This is a genomic window from Candidatus Delongbacteria bacterium (assembly GCA_041675285.1).
Classification (GTDB): Bacteria; CAIWAD01; CAIWAD01; order CAIWAD01; family CAIWAD01; genus CAIWAD01.
This window is the reverse complement of the sequence record JBAYTZ010000002.1, coordinates 160,031-176,608: the sequence shown is the minus strand read 5'-3', so window position 1 is coordinate 176,608 and position 16,578 is coordinate 160,031. Positions and strand designations below refer to the sequence as shown.

The window sequence follows — 16,578 nt, the reverse complement described above, 5'->3', positions numbered from 1 at the left end:
CGCCGGACCTGTTCCTTCAGCCCCGCTTCTCCGCACGGCGAAGCGGGGCTTTGTTGCTATTCATCGCACCCAAGCATGGGGGATCGCAGCCATGATGCGCAGCCACACCTGCGGGCAGTTGAGGGCCGAGGATGAGGGCAGCCGGGTCCGGCTGGCCGGTTGGGTCAACCGGGTGCGCAACCTGGGGGGCTTCTGCTTCCTGGACCTGCGCGACCGCTACGGCATGATCCAGGTGGTCTTCGAGCCCGAGCGCCCGGAGCTGATGGACGCCGCCGGCCGCCTGCACATGGAGAGCGTGATCCTGGTGGAGGGCGTCGTGCGCCGCCGGCCGGGCGCCATGGCCAACCAGGAGCTGGCCACGGGCGAGATCGAGCTGCTGGCCGAATCCTGCGAACTGCTCTCGCGCGCCGACGTGCTGCCCTTCACCCTGGAGGCGGAGGACACGGCGGGCGAGGACCTGCGCCTCAAGCACCGCTACCTGGACCTGCGCCGCCCCACCAAGGCGCGCTACCTGCTGCTGCGCCACCGCATGGCCCAGGCTGTGCGCCGCACGCTGGACGGGCTGCAGTTCCTCGAGGTGGAGACGCCGATCCTGATGAAGTCCACGCCCGAGGGCGCGCGCGACTATCTGGTGCCCAGCCGCATCCACGCGGGCTGCTTCTACGCGCTGCCCCAGAGCCCCCAGACCTACAAGCAGCTGCTGATGGTCTCCGGCTTCGACCGCTACTTCCAGATCGTCAAGTGCTTCCGCGACGAGGACCTGCGCAGCGACCGCCAGCCCGAGTTCACCCAAATCGACATCGAGCTCTCCTTCGGCGACGAGCAGGACGTCCAGGACACGGCCGAGGCCGTGATGGCCGGGCTGTTCCGCGAGATCAAGGGCGAGGAGCTGCCCCTGCCCCTGCCCCGCCTGACCTGGCGCGAGGCCATGGACCGCTACGGCAGCGACAAGCCCGACCTGCGCATCCCGCTGGAGATCCGCGATCTGGCCGGCCTGGCGGCGTCCTCCAAGTTCAGCGTGTTCCAGCAGGCGCTGGAGCAGGGCGGCGTGCTGCGCGGGCTGGTCTTCCCCGGGCTGGCCGAGGAGTTCAGCCGCAAGAGGATCGACGCGCTGCAGGACTACGCGCGCCACCTGGGCGGCCAGGGCGTGGTGGTGGTGCGCTGGACGGCCGAGGGCCTCTCCAGCCAGATCGGCAAGTTCACGGGCGAGGAGTGGCTGAAGAGCGCGGCCGAGGCCGCCGGGGCCGCCCAGGGCGACCTGCTGGTGCTGGCGGCGGGCGAGTACCGCCTGGTCTGCAAACTGCTGGGCAACATGCGCCTGCGCCTGGCCAAGGAGCACGGCCTGCTGGACGCCTCGGGGCACAAGCTGCTCTGGGTGACGGACTTCCCCATGTTCGAGTACGACGACGAGGAGCAGCGCTGGATGGCCGCGCACCATCCCTTCACGCAGCCCAACGCCGCGCAGCTGGCCGCCGGCGTGCCCGAGTCCGACCTGCTCAGCCGCGGCTACGACCTGGTGATGGACGGCCAGGAGATCGCCGGCGGCAGCGTGCGCATCCACGAGCGCGAGATGCAGGCCCGGGTCTTCCGCATGTTGGGCATCTCCGACGAGGAGGCCCAGGAAAAGTTCGGCTTCCTGCTGGAGGCCTTCCGCTACGGCACGCCGCCCCACGCCGGCTGCGCTTTCGGCTTCGACCGGCTGGTGATGATCTTCGGCGGCACGGAGAACATCCGCGACGTCATCGCCTTCCCCAAGACCAACCGCGCCGCCTCGCCCATGGACGGCTGCCCGGGCCGCGTGGACGCGCGCCAGCTGGAGGACCTGCACCTGCGGATCGTGGGCGACAAGCCCAGCGTGGAGCTCTGATGAAAGGCGCTCCGGGAAACGGATCCGCAGCGGCGGACGACGGCTTGACCCTCAGCTTGGCGGGCGTGGAGCCCCAGGCCCTGTTCGGGCCGGGGGACGTGCACATCCGCAAGATCGAAGAGGTCTTCAGCGCCCGGCTGGCCTTGCGTGGTGGCGACCTGCAGATCGTCTCCAGCCGCAGCGACGCCGGCCGCCTGAAGCACGCCCTGCTGGAGCTGGTGGCCATCCTCAAGCGCAAGGGGCACCTGGAGCTGCAGGACGTGGACACGGTCCTGCGCCTGTCGCTGGCGGAAGGTGGGCCGGTCCAGGACCCCGCGGGGAATTCCGTCGTGGTGAACACGCCCACCGGCGCGCTGCGCACCCGCAGCCCGGGGCAGGAGCGCCTGGTCCAGGCCGCCCGGGCGAACCTGGTGACCTTCGCCATCGGCCCGGCGGGCACGGGCAAGACCTACCTGGCCGTGGCCATGGCCGTGGCGGCCCTGTTGGAGCGCAGCGTGCAGCGCATCGTGCTTACGCGCCCGGCGGTGGAGGCCGGGGAGAACCTGGGCTTCCTGCCCGGCGATCTGAAGATGAAGGTCGACCCCTACCTGCGCCCGCTCTACGACAGCCTGTTCGACATGATGGACCCCGAGCGCATGGCCCGGCTGATGGAGCAACAGATCGTGGAGGTGGCCCCGCTGGCCTTCATGCGCGGCCGTACGCTCAACAACTCCTTCATCATCCTGGACGAGGCCCAGAACACCACGCCGGGCCAGATGAAGATGTTCCTCACGCGGCTGGGGCAGAACAGCAAGGTGCTCGTGACCGGCGACGTCACCCAGATCGACCTGGCCGAGCCCTCCCAGAGCGGCCTGCTGCAGATCCGCGAGGTGCTGCGCGGGGTGAAGGACGTGGCCTTCGTGGAGCTTGAAAAGGCCGACGTAGTTCGCCATCGTTTGGTACGCGACATCATTCACGCCTATGAGGAGTATGACGGCCGTGCAACACGACCAGCAGGTGACTGAAAGCGACGCTTCCTGTTCCTTCCCCCAGCCCGAACTCGAGGACCCCGACGGTCGAAGTCCCAGGCTGCTCGAGATTGAGATCACCCACCCCTCCATCCGGGCCAACCGGCGCGTGCTGCGCCGGATCGTCCTGCACGCCCTGCGCGAGGAGTCCCTCCGGCACCGCGAGCTGACCCTGGCCCTGGTGGACCCGGCGGAGATGCAGCGGCTCAACCGCGAATTCCACGGTGCCGACGAGCCCACGGACCACCTGGGCTTCCAGTACGAGGCTCCGCCGGGCGAGGTCTCCGGCGACATCTTCGTCTGCCCGGCGGTCTGCGCCGAGCAGTCCGCCCAGTGGGAGGAGACGCCGCGCCGGGAGCTGGCGCGCGTGGTCCTGCATGGCGTCCTGCACCTGGCCGGCTGGCGCGACGACACGCCCGCCCAGCGTCGCCGCATGCACGTCCGCGAAGACGAGCTGCTGGCCGGCCTGCTGGCCCTGCGCGAGCCCGCCGCCTGGCTGGAGGGCGCCGCCCATGTTCGCTGAGCTGCTGCTCTTCGTGCTGCTGCTGGTCCTCTCGGCCTTCTTCTCCAGCAGCGAGACCGCCTTCTTCAGCCTCACCAAGCTCCAGACCAAGGCACTGCGCGAGGACGACGAACCCTCCGGCCGGCGCGCGGCGCGGCTGCTGGCCCGGCCCCAGCGCCTGCTGGTGACCATCCTGGTGGGCAACACGGTGGTGAACACGGCGGCGGCCACCCTGGCCACGCTCATCGCCACCCGCTGGGCCCTGGCCAGCGGACTGGCCATGGAAGTGGTCATTCCCGTCCAGGTGGTGGCGGTGACCCTGGTGCTGCTGCTGGTCTCGGAGGTGACGCCCAAGGCCCTGGCCTTCCGCCACAACGAGGCCCTGGCGCGCAGCGCGGCCCTGCCCATGCTGGGCGCCCAGCTGCTCTTCTGGCCGCTGGTCAAGCCCGTGCTGGCCCTGACCCACCGCGTGCGCCACCACCTGCAGGGCTCCGACCGCCTGCTGTTCACGCCGGACGAACTCAAGGCCCTGATGGAGGTGGGCCAGGAGCAGGGCAGCCTGGAGGAGGACGAGAAGAAGCTGATCCACAGCATCTTCGAATTCGGCGAGACCACGGTGCGGGAGGTGATGGTGCCGCGCATCGACATGGTCTGCCTGTCCCACGACGCGGGCTTCGACGAGGCCGTCGACCTGATCCGCCGCGAGGGCCACAGCCGCATCCCCATGTTCCGCGAACACGTGGACAACGTGGTGGGCATCCTCTACGCCAAAGACCTGATCCCCTTCCTGCAGCAGGACCAGACGCCCCAGTCGCTTGATCAGCTTGCGCGCCTGCCCTACTTTGTTCCGGAGGGCAAGAAGATCGACGAACTCCTGCGGGAGTTCCAGGCCAACCACATCCACATGGCCATCGTGGTGGACGAGTACGGCGGCACAGCCGGGCTGGTCACGCTGGAGGACATCCTCGAGGAGATCGTCGGGGAGATCCAGGACGAGTTCGACGCCGAGGCACCGCCTTGGCGCCGCACGGCGGATGAGGGCTGGGTCTTCGACTCCGGCATGCTGCTGGAGGACGTCAATGCCCTGTTGGAAGAGGATGTGCTGCCCACGGTGGAGGACTACGAGACCCTGGGCGGGTTCATCTACGAGTTGGCCGGAGAAGTGCCCAAGGCGGGATCCCGGTTCGAGCACGTGGGCTGGAGCTTCACGGTGATGACCATGAAGCGCCACCGCATCGGACTGGTGAAGGCCATGCGCCTGGAGGCGACGGAGCTGCATGAGCGCGACGGGTCTGAGAAATAAGCTGGCCTCGTTCTACGCCAGCGCCCATCACAAGTACACCCAGGAGCCGGAGCCGGTCAGCTTCTTCCAGGAGCTGGGACGCAAGGGTCCGATTCTCGTCGTGATGCCCCGGGAGGCCACCTGCTTCGAGGCGGCCCGCCACGTGCTGCCCCACCTGCGCCAGTTCACCACCGGCGACGACGGCCCTGCCCGCATCCACACCTTCCTGCACGAGACCTACAAGAACTGGATCGACTCGCGCCTGATCTCCCAGGCCGTGGCCTGGGGCGACGGGGACCTCAACGCCCTGCATCTGCCCTCCAACCGCCTGCTGAACCAGGTGGCGGGCCTGCACTGCGACGTGGCCCTGGACCTCAACGTGGACGAGGACCTGGGCTCCGCCTACGTGGTGGGCATGACCGGCGCGCAGATCCGCATCTCCCTGGGGGCGCGCCAGAACCGGCAGTTCTACAACGTCGAGCTGCGCGTGCCCGTCAACCGGGACGATCTGCGCCAGACCTACCTGGGGCTGACGCGCCAGCTGCACAACACCTTCTTCCGCACCGGCGGCGAAGCACCCACGGAGCTCTCCACCCTGTAGGAGAACGCATGAAACGCACGGTGATCCTCGACACCAACGTGCTGCTTCACAATCCCCTCTCGTTCCACGCCTTCCCGGGCGCCCACTTGGTGATTCCCATCACCGTCATCTCCGAGATCGACAAGTTCAAGAAGGGCGTCACGGAGGTCAGCCGCAACGCGCGCGAGGCCAGCCGCCAGATCGACGAGCTGCGCCGCGAGGGCAACCTGACCCAGGGCGTGAAGATGCCCGAGGGCGGGACGCTGGTGGTGGCGGGCGCGGGGCAGAAACTGGTCTTTCCCGAGGGGCTCAGCCCGTCCGTGGCCGACGACTGCATCCTGGCCATCGCGTTGCAGCACCCGGCCAGCCGGGGCTGGCCCAAGCTCTTCGTCACCATGGACGTCAACATGCGCATCAAGGCCGGCGCCTACGGCCTGGAGGCGACGGGCTACGAGGACCGGCGGGTCCAGACGGACGACCTCTTCCAGGGCTACCACCTGATCCAGGTGCCGGCGGGCTGGGTGGATGAGTTCTTCGCCACGGGCCACCTGGACATGGAGGAGAACTCGGGCCTGCAGCCCAACGAGGGCGTGGTGCTCCAGGACGCCGAGCGTCCGGAGCGCACGGCGCTGGGAGTCTTCCAGTCCCAGCCCAGCCGCCTGCAGCTGCTGCGCATCGACGACACCGGCCTGGGCCTGCGGCCGCGCAACCTGGGCCAGCATTTCGCCCTGCACTTCCTGCTGGACGAGAAGATCCAGCTGGTGACCTTGGCGGGCCGGGCGGGCACGGGCAAGACCCTGCTGGCCCTGGCCGCCGGACTGCGCCAGGTGCTGGACGAGGAGTCCGGCTACCGGCGGATGGTGGTCAGCCGGCCGGTCTTTCCCATGGGCAAGGAGTTGGGCTTCCTGCCGGGCTCGCTGGAGGAGAAACTCAGCCCCTGGATGACGCCCATCCACGACAACCTGGAGCAGCTGCTGGATTCCTTGGCCGCGGGCAAGAAGGGCCAGCGCACCAGCGAGGCCAAACTCCGGCAGTCCGGCGTGCTGGAGGTGGAGCCGCTCTCCTACATCCGCGGCCGCAGCCTGCCCAAGCAGTACTTCATCGTGGACGAGGCCCAGAACCTCACGCCCCACGAGGTGAAAACCATCATCACCCGGGCTGGGCACGGCACCAAGGTCGTGCTCACCGGGGATCCCGAGCAGATCGACAATCCCTACGTGGACGCCATGTCCAACGGCCTGTCTTATGTCATCGACCGCTTCCGTGGCCAGTCCATCAGCGCGCACGCCACCCTGAGCAAGGGCGAGCGCAGCCGGCTGGCTGGCCTGGCGGCCGAATTGCTCTGATGCGCGAAAGGTCCCTCCCCGTGAACCGAATCCTCCTTCCCTTGCTGCTCTGGCTGGGATGTGCCGGCGGCCTGCAGGCCGCCCCGATCTACGTCACGCGCGCCCAGGCCCGGGACTACCTGGCCGCCCAGGGCGTGTCCCCGGACCAGCAGGTCCAGGACGGCGTGCTGCAGGGCTGCCTGCAGGAGATCCAGGAGCACACGCTGCTGGCCCTGGCCTGGGAGCGCAACGGCCGCAAGCTCAACGCCGAGCAGCTGGCCCAGCTGGCCCAGGCGCGGGATGAGATCGCCGTGCAACTCTGCCGGGAGCGCCGCCTGCGCGTGGCGCCGCTGACGCCCAATCAGCTGCAGGACTACGAATTCCTCTCCCGCGCGCTCTACCTCACCAGCCACATCCTGGTGGACGAGAAGGCCCGGGCCGACGAGTTGGCGGCCCGGCTGCAACAGGGCGGGTCCTTCCCGGAGCTGGCCCGGCAATTCTCCAAGGACCAGGGCTCGGCCAGCCAGGGCGGCTCCCTGGGCCTGGTGAAACTGGGCCAGACCGTGATGGAGTTCGAGGAGGCCCTGCTGCGCCTGAAGCCCGGCCAGGTCAGCCCCCCGGTGGAGACGCCCTTCGGCTGGCACCTGATCCGGCTGGACAGCCTGCTGGAGCGGGAGATCGTCTTCACGCCGCAGGAGCTGAGCGAGCAGCGCGAGATCCTGGAGCGGCACGCCCGGCGCCGGGCGGAGCTGGAGGCCCAGCGTCAGCTCTGGCGGCAGCACCGCATCGAGCTGTTCCGCGACAAGGCCCTGGACCACGGCGTGCCCGCCGGCGACCTCGTGGCCCGCACGGCGGACACCACCCTCACCCGCGGCCAACTCGACCAGATGCTGCGCAAGGCCTTCGGCGCCAAGGAGAGCCTGGCCACGGACGGCCTGGGCTGGGACTTCCTGCGCTATTGGGTGGAGCAGGACGCCTGGCTGCGCGAGGCGCGGCACGACGGGACCTGGTCCAGCCAGGAGGTGAACGATCTGGTGGACCTGCGCGAGCGCCTGCTCAAGAGCACGCTCTGCGTGGTCGAGGACATCGTGCCGCTGATGAATCCCGCCGACGAGGACCTCTGGAACTACCTGAGCACGCACGAGCTGGAGTTCCTGGCCGAGCGCGCCTTCGGGGTCTGGATCTTCGAGTTCGCCAGCCGGGAGGCGGCGGAGGCCGCCCGGGCGCTCTCGCGCAAGGAGAAGCTCGATCCGGCCCGCCTGGCCAAGCGGCTGGGGCTGGACCTCCATCCCCAGGAGCTGTCCGCCGAGACCGTGCGCGGCCTGCCCGCCGCGCTGCGCAGCGAACTCATCGACCTGAACACCGACGAGTGGAGCGACATCTTGGACAACGGGCGCAAGGGCGCGGACCGGCGCTGGCTGTTCTACAACCTGGTGGGGCGGCGCATGCCGGACCTGGACGAGAGCGCCTCCCTCAAGCGCGCGGTGCTGGAGAAGGTGCGGACGGCGATGATCGACGCCGAGCTGGGCCGGCTGGTGGACGAGATGAAGCACCGCACGGGCCTGACGGAGGTCCGCTGGAAGTAGCCGCCTGGCGGTTTTCCGACCGCCCCGAGCGCTTTTTCTCGCCCCCGGGCGGCCCTTTTCCCGCGGCCCGCCTTGATCCGGCTTGGCGCGTGTGCAAGATTTCAAGCTGTCATGTTAACCAAATAACGACCTGGGCGGCCGCCCGGGACGAAAGGGCGCAGATGAAGATTCTCGTGCTGAACTGCGGGTCCTCTTCCCTGAAGTTCCAGCTCTTCGACATGCAGGAGGAGAAGGTCCTGCTCAAGGGCCTGGTGGAAAAAATCGGCTCCTCCCGGGCCATGCTGACCTTCAGCGGCCGGCAACCGGCACCCATCCGGGACGTGCTGGAGATCGCCGACCACGAGAAGGCCGTGCGCATCGTGATGGACATCCTGACGCACCCCGACCACGGCGTGATCCGCAGCATCTCCGAAGTGGATGCCGTGGGACACCGCACGGTCCACGGCGGCGAGGAGTTCAGCGACGCCGCCCTGATCACGCCCGAGGTGATCCAGGCCGTGGAGCGCTGCGTGCCTTTCGCGCCCCTGCACAACCCCGCCAACATCACGGGCATCCTGATGGCCCGCAAGTTGATGCCCGACCTGCCCCAGGTGGCCGTCTTCGACACGGCCTTCCACAGCCACATGCCGCGGATCAGCTACCTCTACGGCCTGCCCTTCGAGATGTACGAGAAGCACGGCATCCGCCGCTACGGCTTCCACGGCACCAGCCACGGTTTCGTGGCCCAGAAGGCCGCCGAGGTCCTGGGCAAGCCGCTGGCCAAACTCAAGTTGATCACCTGCCACCTGGGCAACGGCTCGTCCATCGCGGCCATCGACGGCGGCGTCTCCGTGGACACGAGCATGGGCTTCACACCGCTGGAGGGCCTGGTGATGGGCACGCGCTGCGGCGACCTGGATCCCGCGGTGGTGGGCTTCATCCAGGAGCGCGAGCGCCTCTCGCCCCAGGACGTGGACTCGCTGATGAACAAGCGCAGCGGCCTGCTGGGCATCTCCGGCGTCTCCAACGACATGCGCGAGCTGGAGGAGGAGGCCGGGCGCGGCAACGAGCGCGCCCAGCTGGCCCTGGAGATCTTCTGCCTGCGGGTGCGCAAGTACATCGGCGCCTACGCCGCGGAGCTGGGCGGGCTGGACGGCGTGGTCTTCACGGGCGGCATCGGCGAGAACGCCGTGGCCATCCGGGGCCGCATCCTGGAGCACCTGGAACACCTGGGCATCAAGCTCGACCCCGCGGCCAACCAGGCGCGCAAAGGGCTGATCAGCAGCGGACGCGTCAAGGTGCTGGTGGTCCCCACCAATGAGGAGCTGGCCATCGCCCGGGAGACCCGCACGGTCGTCCAGGGTCTGAGCGCCCGATCCGAGGCGTTGAACTCGGCGGACCTGGAGCGCGAGATCGCCGCGCTGGGCGTGGAGGAGCGGCGGGAACTGGTCCTGCTCTGGGCCGAGACGCGTTCCGGCGACCTGGCCACGCTGACGGCCCGCTTCAACAACCGCCTCAAGGTCGCCGTCAACCAGCAGGCCGTGCGCCGGCTGCTGGCCGGCATGGGATTGCTGGAAGCAGAGGAGTGTGCCCGATGAACCGCCCGCAGAACCCCGGCACCCCCGGCCTGCCCGAGACCGGCTGGATCCTGGCCCGCGTCTGGCTGGGCGCCCTGGAGGAGACGGCCCGCGACTTCCATGGCAACTGGCCCAAGATGTTCCTGGACCGGGCCTACGAACACGCCACGGCCAACTGGATCGCACTGATGGAGCAGGAGTACGACTTCGTCTTTCCGCGGCACGGCTCGATGATGGAGGCCCTGCGCGGCTACGTGGACGTCGGCCTGAAGGCGGGCGTGTTCCGCGACTCGTCGGACTTCCGCCTGAAGGAGATCAGCCCCAACAAGGTGGAAGTGACCATCTACCGGGACATCTACTCCCAGACCTACCGCGAGCTGCGCATTCCCGGCCAGTCCGTGCGCGAGATGACCAACGCCCGGCTGGGCGCCTTCCGCGCCGCGGTGAAACTGCTGGCCGGCATCGAGTGCGATTACGAGATCACCGCCATCCACTCCGACGGCGTGGTGGAAGGCTTCATCGAGAGGCTGTGATGAGTCCCAATTCCACAGGCCGTGTGCCGGCCGCGCTGAAGCGTTCCCTGCAGTCCCAGGACTGGCGGGAGCGGCGGCGCGCCGTGCTGGGACTTTCCGACGCGGATTCCGGGTCGGCCGCCCCCCTGCTTGAAGCCACCCTGGGCGATCCCTCCGACGACGTGCGGCACGCCGCCGTGGTGGTGATCGGCCGCCTGCAACTGCGGGGCTTCCACGACGAAGTACTGAAGCCGCGCATCCTGGGCTCCCCGGACGCCAACCTGCGCTGGGCGGCGGTGTCCACCCTGGGCCGGCTGGCCGACACGCGCGACATCATCCCCCTGACCCGCATGCTGCTGGACGAGGACTGGCTGGTGCGCAACGAGGCGCGCAAGGTGCTGGCCGAGGCCGTGGATCGGCTGGGCGAGGACGAGGACGACGGGGATGCGGTGGACACGCTGATCCACCTGCTCTTCCTGGAGAACGAGACCCTCCGGCCGCTGGTGATCCGCAACCTCTGCCGCCACGGCAGCCGGGCCTTGCCCGCCCTGCGCGAGGCTCTGAACGAGCCCTCGCCGGCCATGCTGGCGGGCGTGGTGCGCGTGCTGGGCCTGCTGGGCGACCGCCACAGCCTGGTCCGCCTGATCGAGCTGTCGCGCAGCGACGACCGCCGCGTGCGCCGCGCCGTGGCGGAAGCCCTCGGCCTGCTGGGCGGACGCGACGCCGCGCGGACCCTGGTGCGCATGCTGGCCGTGCAGCAGAACGAGGTCTGCGAGGCTGCCGAACAATCCCTGCTGCAGCTGGGCGCCGAGTCCCTGCCGCCCATTCTCGAGCTGCTGCAGCACGAGGACTGCACGCGCCTGCGCGTGCGCTGCATCCGCGTGCTGGGACACCTGCGCCTGCCCGAGGCCCTGCCGGCCCTGCGGGCGGGTCTGCGCTCCAGCTACTACCGGGTGCGCCAGGCCACCATCCAGGCCCTGGTGGCCTATGGTCCGGCCATCACCGACCAGTTGCTGCCGGGGCTCAAGGTCGCCGCGCCGGATGTCCAGCCCCTGCTGGTCCAGCTGCAGCGCGAGCCCAGCCAGGAAGGCCAGCTGCGCCTGCTGCGCGTGATCGGCGAGACGGGCAACCACGCCGCCGTGCCGTTCATCAAGGATTTGCGCGGCGGGTCCATGGGCGAAGACGGCCTGCTGCTGCGGCGCACGGCCAACCAGGCCCTGTTCCAGCTGGGCTGCGCCTCCTGGGAGCGCTACTGCCTGCTGGCCGTCCTGGGTCAGGTGGCGGGGGTCGAACATGCGGAAGACTTGATTCCGAGTCTGGATCATCCGTCGTATTATGTGCGCAACCGCGCCGTGCGCTCGCTGGCGCGCTTTTCCACGCCCGAGGTGGGCCGGGCCCTGGCCCGCACCGCGGGCAACGATCCGCGCTATTTCGTGCGCCGGACGGCCCTGCAGGTGCTGGGCGGCCTGAATGTGGACAAGGGCCTGCTGTACCGGACGGCCCACGCCGCCCTGCAGGACAACGCGCCGGGCGTCCGGGTGGAGGCGGTGCGCGTCCTGGCCCGGCTGGTGAACGACAAAGCCGTGCCCGCCCTGATCGAGGGCCTGCTGGACGAGGTCTGGAGCGTGCGCGAAGCCTGCGAGACGGCCCTGCGCAACTTCCCGGCCAAGGCCGTCAAGCCGCTGGTGCGCCTGCTGGACGAGGAGCGCGAGTTCATCCGCCTGCGGGCGGCCCGCCTGCTGGGCGAGTTGGGAGACCCGGGGGCCGTGCCGGCCCTCCAGCGTCAATTGAAGAAGGAAGCGCCGGGCACCCGTGTCCACGACGCGCTACTGAGGAGTGTGCATCGATTGCTGGCCTAGGACCTGAAGTCGAACCATTTGGATTCCGAAAAGGGAGAGGACTGCGGCTGTCCGGCCATCCGGCGGGCTTGGACCTGAGGGCCAGCTCCGACGGGCGGCTTGGAGGTCCCGCTGTCAATTCCTACTTCAAACCGGCTTCGGGACGCCGCTCCCGGCGCCGGCGGGGAATGTCCGCAAGTGGAAAGGCTGGGTCTCCATGCACGCAATGCGCACCGCCGGCAGGCTGAGCGGGATGTCCGCGGCTTCACCGGCCACCGCCGATCAACGGATTTCGCACCCTGCCCCGGCGCGACCGCGCGTCGCGTGGCGGGGTTTTTGGTTGCTGGCGGGTCTGCTCTGGCTGGTTTCCATGGCCGGGGCCCAGACCGTCCTGCCCGACACCCTGCGTCCGGCCACGGGCCACGCCTACCGGTTGTCGGAGTTCAGCGGCCCCTTCTGGGTGAACCAGCGCTCCGTCGTGCTGCCCGGCGACACCCTGTTCGCCGGCCCGGGCGACACGCTGCTCTTCAAGGCCGACACCCTGGGCCTGGGTTCCCTGATGATCCAGGGCACGCTGATCGTCGAAGGCAACCAGGACAGCCTGGTGGTCTTCACGGGCCAGCCCGACAGCCAGTTCAGTTGGCCGGGCATCCTGTTCCGTCCGCTGGCCGGGGACTCCAGCACCTCCGTCATCCAGTACGCCCACTTGAACGGCTCCAACACCACGCTCAACAGCAACAAGGTGGCAGCCTGGGGCCAGCCCTATTCGCTTGTCGTCCGGCGAACCTTGATCACCGACGGCAGCTTCGGCGCCGTGCTGTTCGCGCCCTCGTCCACGCGCTTCGAGAACTGCGTGTTCGACGACCAGCGCAACGTGTCGGTCTACGCCTCCAGCTGTCTGGCGGAGGTGGTCAACTGCGTGCTGATGCCCCACGAGGCCTACCCCAGCGCCAAGGCCATCAACTTCTACAACCCGCTGGTGGACCCGGTCTCGGTCGTCCACTACAACCTGTTCTATCCGGGCGTGGGCGCTTGGTGGAGCGAGTTCCTGCTCTCCAACAATACGGGGGACTCGCAGTACACGTATCACCTGCCGGACTCCACCAACCTGGTGGCGGACCCGCTCTTCCTGGCCGATCGGCCCTACCATCCGGATCCGGAGATTTCGCCCTTGGTGGACGGCGGCGACCCCGCCATCCTCGACCCGGACGAAACCGTCTCCGACATCGGCATCTGGTGGGTGCGCGGCATCGAGACGCCCCTGCGCATCCTGAGCGCGCCCTCCCCGTCCACCTGGGTGCAGGGCTACAACTTTCTCGCCCTGTTCGAGATCCAGTCCTATCCGGCGCCCGACTGGAGCCTGGTGGGCGCCCCGGAGGGCATGGCGATCTACACGCTGGGTCGCAGCCGGGCGGCGCTGAGCTGGCCGGTCAGCCAGCAGCAGCTGGGCGTCCACCGTTTCTGGATCCACGGCCAAAACCTGGCCAACGAGATCGTCTACCGCGACAGCCTGGAAGTCAACCTGCTGTTCCTGGAAAACCACCCGCCGCAGCTCAGCCTGGTCTCCCCCTGCGACGGCGGGGACTGCCTGGATCAGCGCGACGTGATCGTGGAGAGCCTGTCCACCGGCACCTCCACCCTGGTGCAGCTGCGCGTGGAGGACCAGGACGCCGCCCTGCTGGGCGGCCTGCAGATCTACCAGCTGGATGTCTGGGTGAACGGCGTGGCGGAGCCCACGCAGTTCGTCAGCCAGTTCCAGCGCGAATTCGTCCTGGACACCACGGCCCTGGTGCTGGATCTGCGCTTCTCCGACGGCGTGGCCCACGACAGCCTGCACTATGTGATCCACCCGCGCTACACGCTGCTCTCCGGCGACGTCTCGGGCGTGATCGGCGCGGCCACGGGCGCTGTCTTCCTGACCGGCCCCCTGCGCGTGCCCGCCGGGCAGACTCTGCGCCTGGAGGCCGGCAGCCAGTTGGTGGCCGGCGATCTGGAGAGTGGGGACTGGCTGCTGGACGTGGAAGGCGAGCTGCTGCTGGAAGGCAGCGCGGAAGCGCCGATCGTCTTCCGCTGCCTGGCCACCCAGCGTTCGGGCCAGGATCTGCGGCCGCCCTTCCTGCGCGTCCAGCAGGGGGGCCGGCTCAGCGGCTTGTCCCACGTGGAGTTCGAGGGTTTCTCCACCGCCGTGCAGTTGGAGCACCTGGACCAGACGGAACCCGTGCCGATCGACAGCTGCTCCTTCACGCGCGTGCGGCTGGGCGTTCTGGCCGTCAACACGCCCGTGGAGATCCGTCACTGCGTGTTCCATCCGCCCGCCGACAGCCTGCAACTGGGCAGCTCGAGCATCTACCTGGCGGGTTCCGCGGGCCACGTGATCCAGAACAATCTGTTCGTCAATCCCATCGTCGGCGTGACCGCGGTGGACGCCGACGCCCGGATTGCCAACAACAGCTTCGTCTGGGTGAAGACCCTCTCCTCGTTCGGCAGCTACCTCTGGCCCACCTACAGCCAACTGGGCTTCGGGCGCGTCCACGCCTTCAATTCCGCCCTGGAGATCCGCAACAACCTGTTCCAGTGGCGCGGCACGCACTACGGCGACTACCTCACGGACTCCCAGCTGGAAGCCTACGCCGCCTCCCCCACCCACGCCATCTGGCTGGATGAGGCCAGCCGGGTGCGCGCCGAGTGGAACTGGTACGACTGCCGCAACGCCTGGCTGCCCGGGGAGGGCGGCTACCAGAACCTCTCCTTCCAGACGGCCATCAACGACAGCACGCTGCTGCTGAGTCACATCCGGGCGGGCGCGGACAGCGCGGGCGTGGACGAGCAAAACGGCTACCGGCTCTTCGCCGACAGCCCGCTCATCGACGCCGGCGATCCCTCCGGCCTCTGGAACGACGCCTTCGACGCCAGCCGCTGCGACATCGGCTGGACGGGCGGTCCGCTGGCGCTGGAAAGCGAGTACACGGCGGTGAACGATCTGCCCGGCGAGGAACCCGGCCTCACGCTGCTGCCCGGGACCTTCCGCCTGAAGCCGGCCTATCCCAATCCTTTCAATCCCTTCTCGCGGCTGGAAGTGGAACTGGACCGGCCGGGCGTGCTGGATTTGCGGATCTACGACCTGCTGGGCCGCCAGGTGGCCGTGCTGGTCCACGATCGGCTGGAACCGGGCGTCTACGGCCTGCAGGTGGACGGCTCCGCCTGGGCCAGCGGATTCTATGTGGCCCGGGCCCGCTTCCAGGGCGAACAGCAGAGCACGCGCCTGCTGCTGGTGAAATAGCCGCGCGACAGTCGTCGAGCATGGGGCCGGCTCCCGCGGGGGCCGGCCTTTTTCGTGTCCCCGGCAAGCGGGCTGGACAGAGGGCGCCGCCGGTGCGCGTGGCGGGCGGCAGGCTGGAACGCGCGGCGGCTGGAGAGGGTTGGGGGGCCTTCTGGAATCGGAGGGCACGTGAGGGCGGAGGAATTGGCGCGGCTGTGCAGCGAAGAATTCACCCGGGGCCGGCGGCCGCGTCCGGGCCAGGGCGCCCTGCCGCTGGCGGGCCCGGGGGCCGCGGATTGGCTGGAGCGGGAACTGGATCCCCGGGGTCCCCGGCGGGCCAACTGGGAGGCGCTGGCCGAGGAACTGGGCCGCGGCTCGCTGGCGCTGGTCCGGCCCGGGGACGCGGCCTACCCGCCCCTGCTGGGCGCCATGGCCGCGCCGCCGGATCCTCTGTTCTGCAAAGGCCGGCTGGAACTGGCGCAGCGCGAGGCCGTGGCCATCGTGGGCACGCGCCGGCCGGACGAGCGCGGGCTGCGCTGGACGGCCCGGGCCGCCGAGGCCCTGGCGCGGCTGGGCCTGGTGGTGGTCTCCGGCGGCGCCGCGGGCATCGACGGCCAGGCCCATCGCCGGGCGGGGTCTGCGCAGACCGTGGCCGTGCTGGGCGCCGGCTTCGACCGGCCCTACCCCGCCGAGCACCGGGAGCTGTTCCGCGAACTGGGGGAGCAGGGGCTGCTGCTGAGCGAGTGGCCGCCCTGGACCGGCCCGGAGACCTGGCGCTTTCCCCGCCGCAACCGCGTGATCGCCGGGCTCTGCCGGGCCGTGCTGGTGGCCCAGGCCCCCGCCCGCTCCGGCGCGCTCTCCACGGCCCACCACGCCGTGGAGGAGGGCCGCGAGGTGCTGGTCTGCCCCGGCCCCTGGGACGAGCCCCTCTACGCCGGCTGCCACAAGCTGATCCGCCAGGGGGCGCGCCTCACCGCCACGCTGGACGACCTGTTGGAAGAACTGTCCGCTCTGCCTCTGATCCTGGCGCCCCTGCCTCCCCGTCTGCCGGAACCCTCCATCGCCCCGTCCGCCGGAGAGGGCGACCGCGAGCTCTGGGAGCTGCTGGAGCGACCCCTCTGTCGGGACGAACTGGGCGCGCGCCTGGGGCTGGCCAGCGGGCCCCTGGCCACCCGGCTGCTGGAGGCCGAGCTGGCCGGCTGGCTGCGCGCCCTGCCCGGCGACCGCTGGGCTCGTTGCAACTGGACGGGGGCCTGAGTAGATT

11 protein-coding genes and 1 pseudogene are annotated in these 16,578 nt (G+C 69.5%); all 12 read left to right on the top strand.

Going from position 1 to position 16,578, the window contains the following annotated elements:
* Positions 1-91 precede the first annotated feature (91 nt).
* The 12 genes and pseudogenes from aspS to dprA all read left to right on the top strand — a co-directional run bounded on the left by aspS (position 92) and on the right by dprA (position 16,571).
* Entirely contained in the window at positions 92-1,867 is a 1,776-nt protein-coding gene (aspS, locus tag WC326_02505; GenBank protein MFA7329922.1) for an aspartate--tRNA ligase, read from the top strand.
* Positions 1,867-2,871, top strand: a complete 1,005-nt coding sequence (locus WC326_02500; GenBank protein MFA7329921.1) for a PhoH family protein — start codon at positions 1,867-1,869, stop codon at positions 2,869-2,871. Before aspS ends, WC326_02500 begins: the two co-directional genes overlap by 1 nt.
* Positions 2,846-3,397 carry an rRNA maturation RNase YbeY gene (ybeY, locus tag WC326_02495; GenBank protein ID MFA7329920.1) on the top strand — a complete coding sequence of 184 codons (552 nt, stop codon included), beginning with the start codon at positions 2,846-2,848 and terminating at the stop codon, positions 3,395-3,397. Before WC326_02500 ends, ybeY begins: the two co-directional genes overlap by 26 nt.
* On the top strand, positions 3,387-4,679 hold the full coding sequence (locus tag WC326_02490; protein MFA7329919.1) for a hemolysin family protein: 1,293 nt from the start codon (positions 3,387-3,389) through the stop codon (positions 4,677-4,679). The genes ybeY and WC326_02490 overlap by 11 nt, the downstream gene beginning before the upstream one ends.
* On the top strand, positions 4,654-5,259 hold the full coding sequence (locus tag WC326_02485; GenBank protein ID MFA7329918.1) for a hypothetical protein: 606 nt from the start codon (positions 4,654-4,656) through the stop codon (positions 5,257-5,259). The genes WC326_02490 and WC326_02485 overlap by 26 nt, the downstream gene beginning before the upstream one ends.
* Positions 5,260-5,267: 8 nt before the next feature.
* Complete coding sequence (locus tag WC326_02480; GenBank protein ID MFA7329917.1) at positions 5,268-6,584, top strand: PhoH family protein; 1,317 nt, start codon at positions 5,268-5,270, stop codon at positions 6,582-6,584.
* 20 nt (positions 6,585-6,604) lie between these two features.
* A complete protein-coding gene (locus tag WC326_02475; protein ID MFA7329916.1) occupies positions 6,605-8,149 on the top strand; it encodes a peptidylprolyl isomerase in 1,545 nt (514 codons plus the stop codon).
* A 161-nt stretch (positions 8,150-8,310) separates the two neighbouring features.
* Positions 8,311-9,489, top strand: a pseudogene (locus WC326_02470) (acetate kinase).
* A 233-nt stretch (positions 9,490-9,722) separates the two neighbouring features.
* A complete protein-coding gene (locus WC326_02465) occupies positions 9,723-10,238 on the top strand; it encodes a hypothetical protein (GenBank protein MFA7329915.1) in 516 nt (171 codons plus the stop codon).
* Positions 10,238-12,076 carry a HEAT repeat domain-containing protein gene (locus WC326_02460; GenBank protein MFA7329914.1) on the top strand — a complete coding sequence of 613 codons (1,839 nt, stop codon included), beginning with the start codon at positions 10,238-10,240 and terminating at the stop codon, positions 12,074-12,076. Before WC326_02465 ends, WC326_02460 begins: the two co-directional genes overlap by 1 nt.
* Positions 12,077-12,395: 319 nt before the next feature.
* Positions 12,396-15,335, top strand: a complete 2,940-nt coding sequence (locus WC326_02455; GenBank protein MFA7329913.1) for a T9SS type A sorting domain-containing protein — start codon at positions 12,396-12,398, stop codon at positions 15,333-15,335.
* Positions 15,336-15,503: 168 nt separating this feature from the next.
* Positions 15,504-16,571, top strand: a complete 1,068-nt coding sequence (dprA, locus tag WC326_02450; GenBank protein MFA7329912.1) for a DNA-processing protein DprA — start codon at positions 15,504-15,506, stop codon at positions 16,569-16,571.
* The last annotated feature ends 7 nt before the right edge of the window (positions 16,572-16,578 follow it).

What these genes read in the sequence shown, in the direction of transcription:
- aspS (MFA7329922.1), top strand. Translation starts at nt 92, where the DNA reads ATGATGCGCAGCCACACCTGCGGGCAGTTGAGGGCCGAGGATGAGGGC.
- WC326_02500 (MFA7329921.1), top strand. Translation starts at nt 1,867, where the DNA reads ATGAAAGGCGCTCCGGGAAACGGATCCGCAGCGGCGGACGACGGCTTG.
- WC326_02490 (MFA7329919.1), top strand. Translation starts at nt 3,387, where the DNA reads ATGTTCGCTGAGCTGCTGCTCTTCGTGCTGCTGCTGGTCCTCTCGGCC.
- WC326_02485 (MFA7329918.1), top strand. Translation starts at nt 4,654, where the DNA reads ATGAGCGCGACGGGTCTGAGAAATAAGCTGGCCTCGTTCTACGCCAGC.
- WC326_02480 (MFA7329917.1), top strand. Translation starts at nt 5,268, where the DNA reads ATGAAACGCACGGTGATCCTCGACACCAACGTGCTGCTTCACAATCCC.
- WC326_02465 (MFA7329915.1), top strand. Translation starts at nt 9,723, where the DNA reads ATGAACCGCCCGCAGAACCCCGGCACCCCCGGCCTGCCCGAGACCGGC.
- WC326_02460 (MFA7329914.1), top strand. Translation starts at nt 10,238, where the DNA reads ATGAGTCCCAATTCCACAGGCCGTGTGCCGGCCGCGCTGAAGCGTTCC.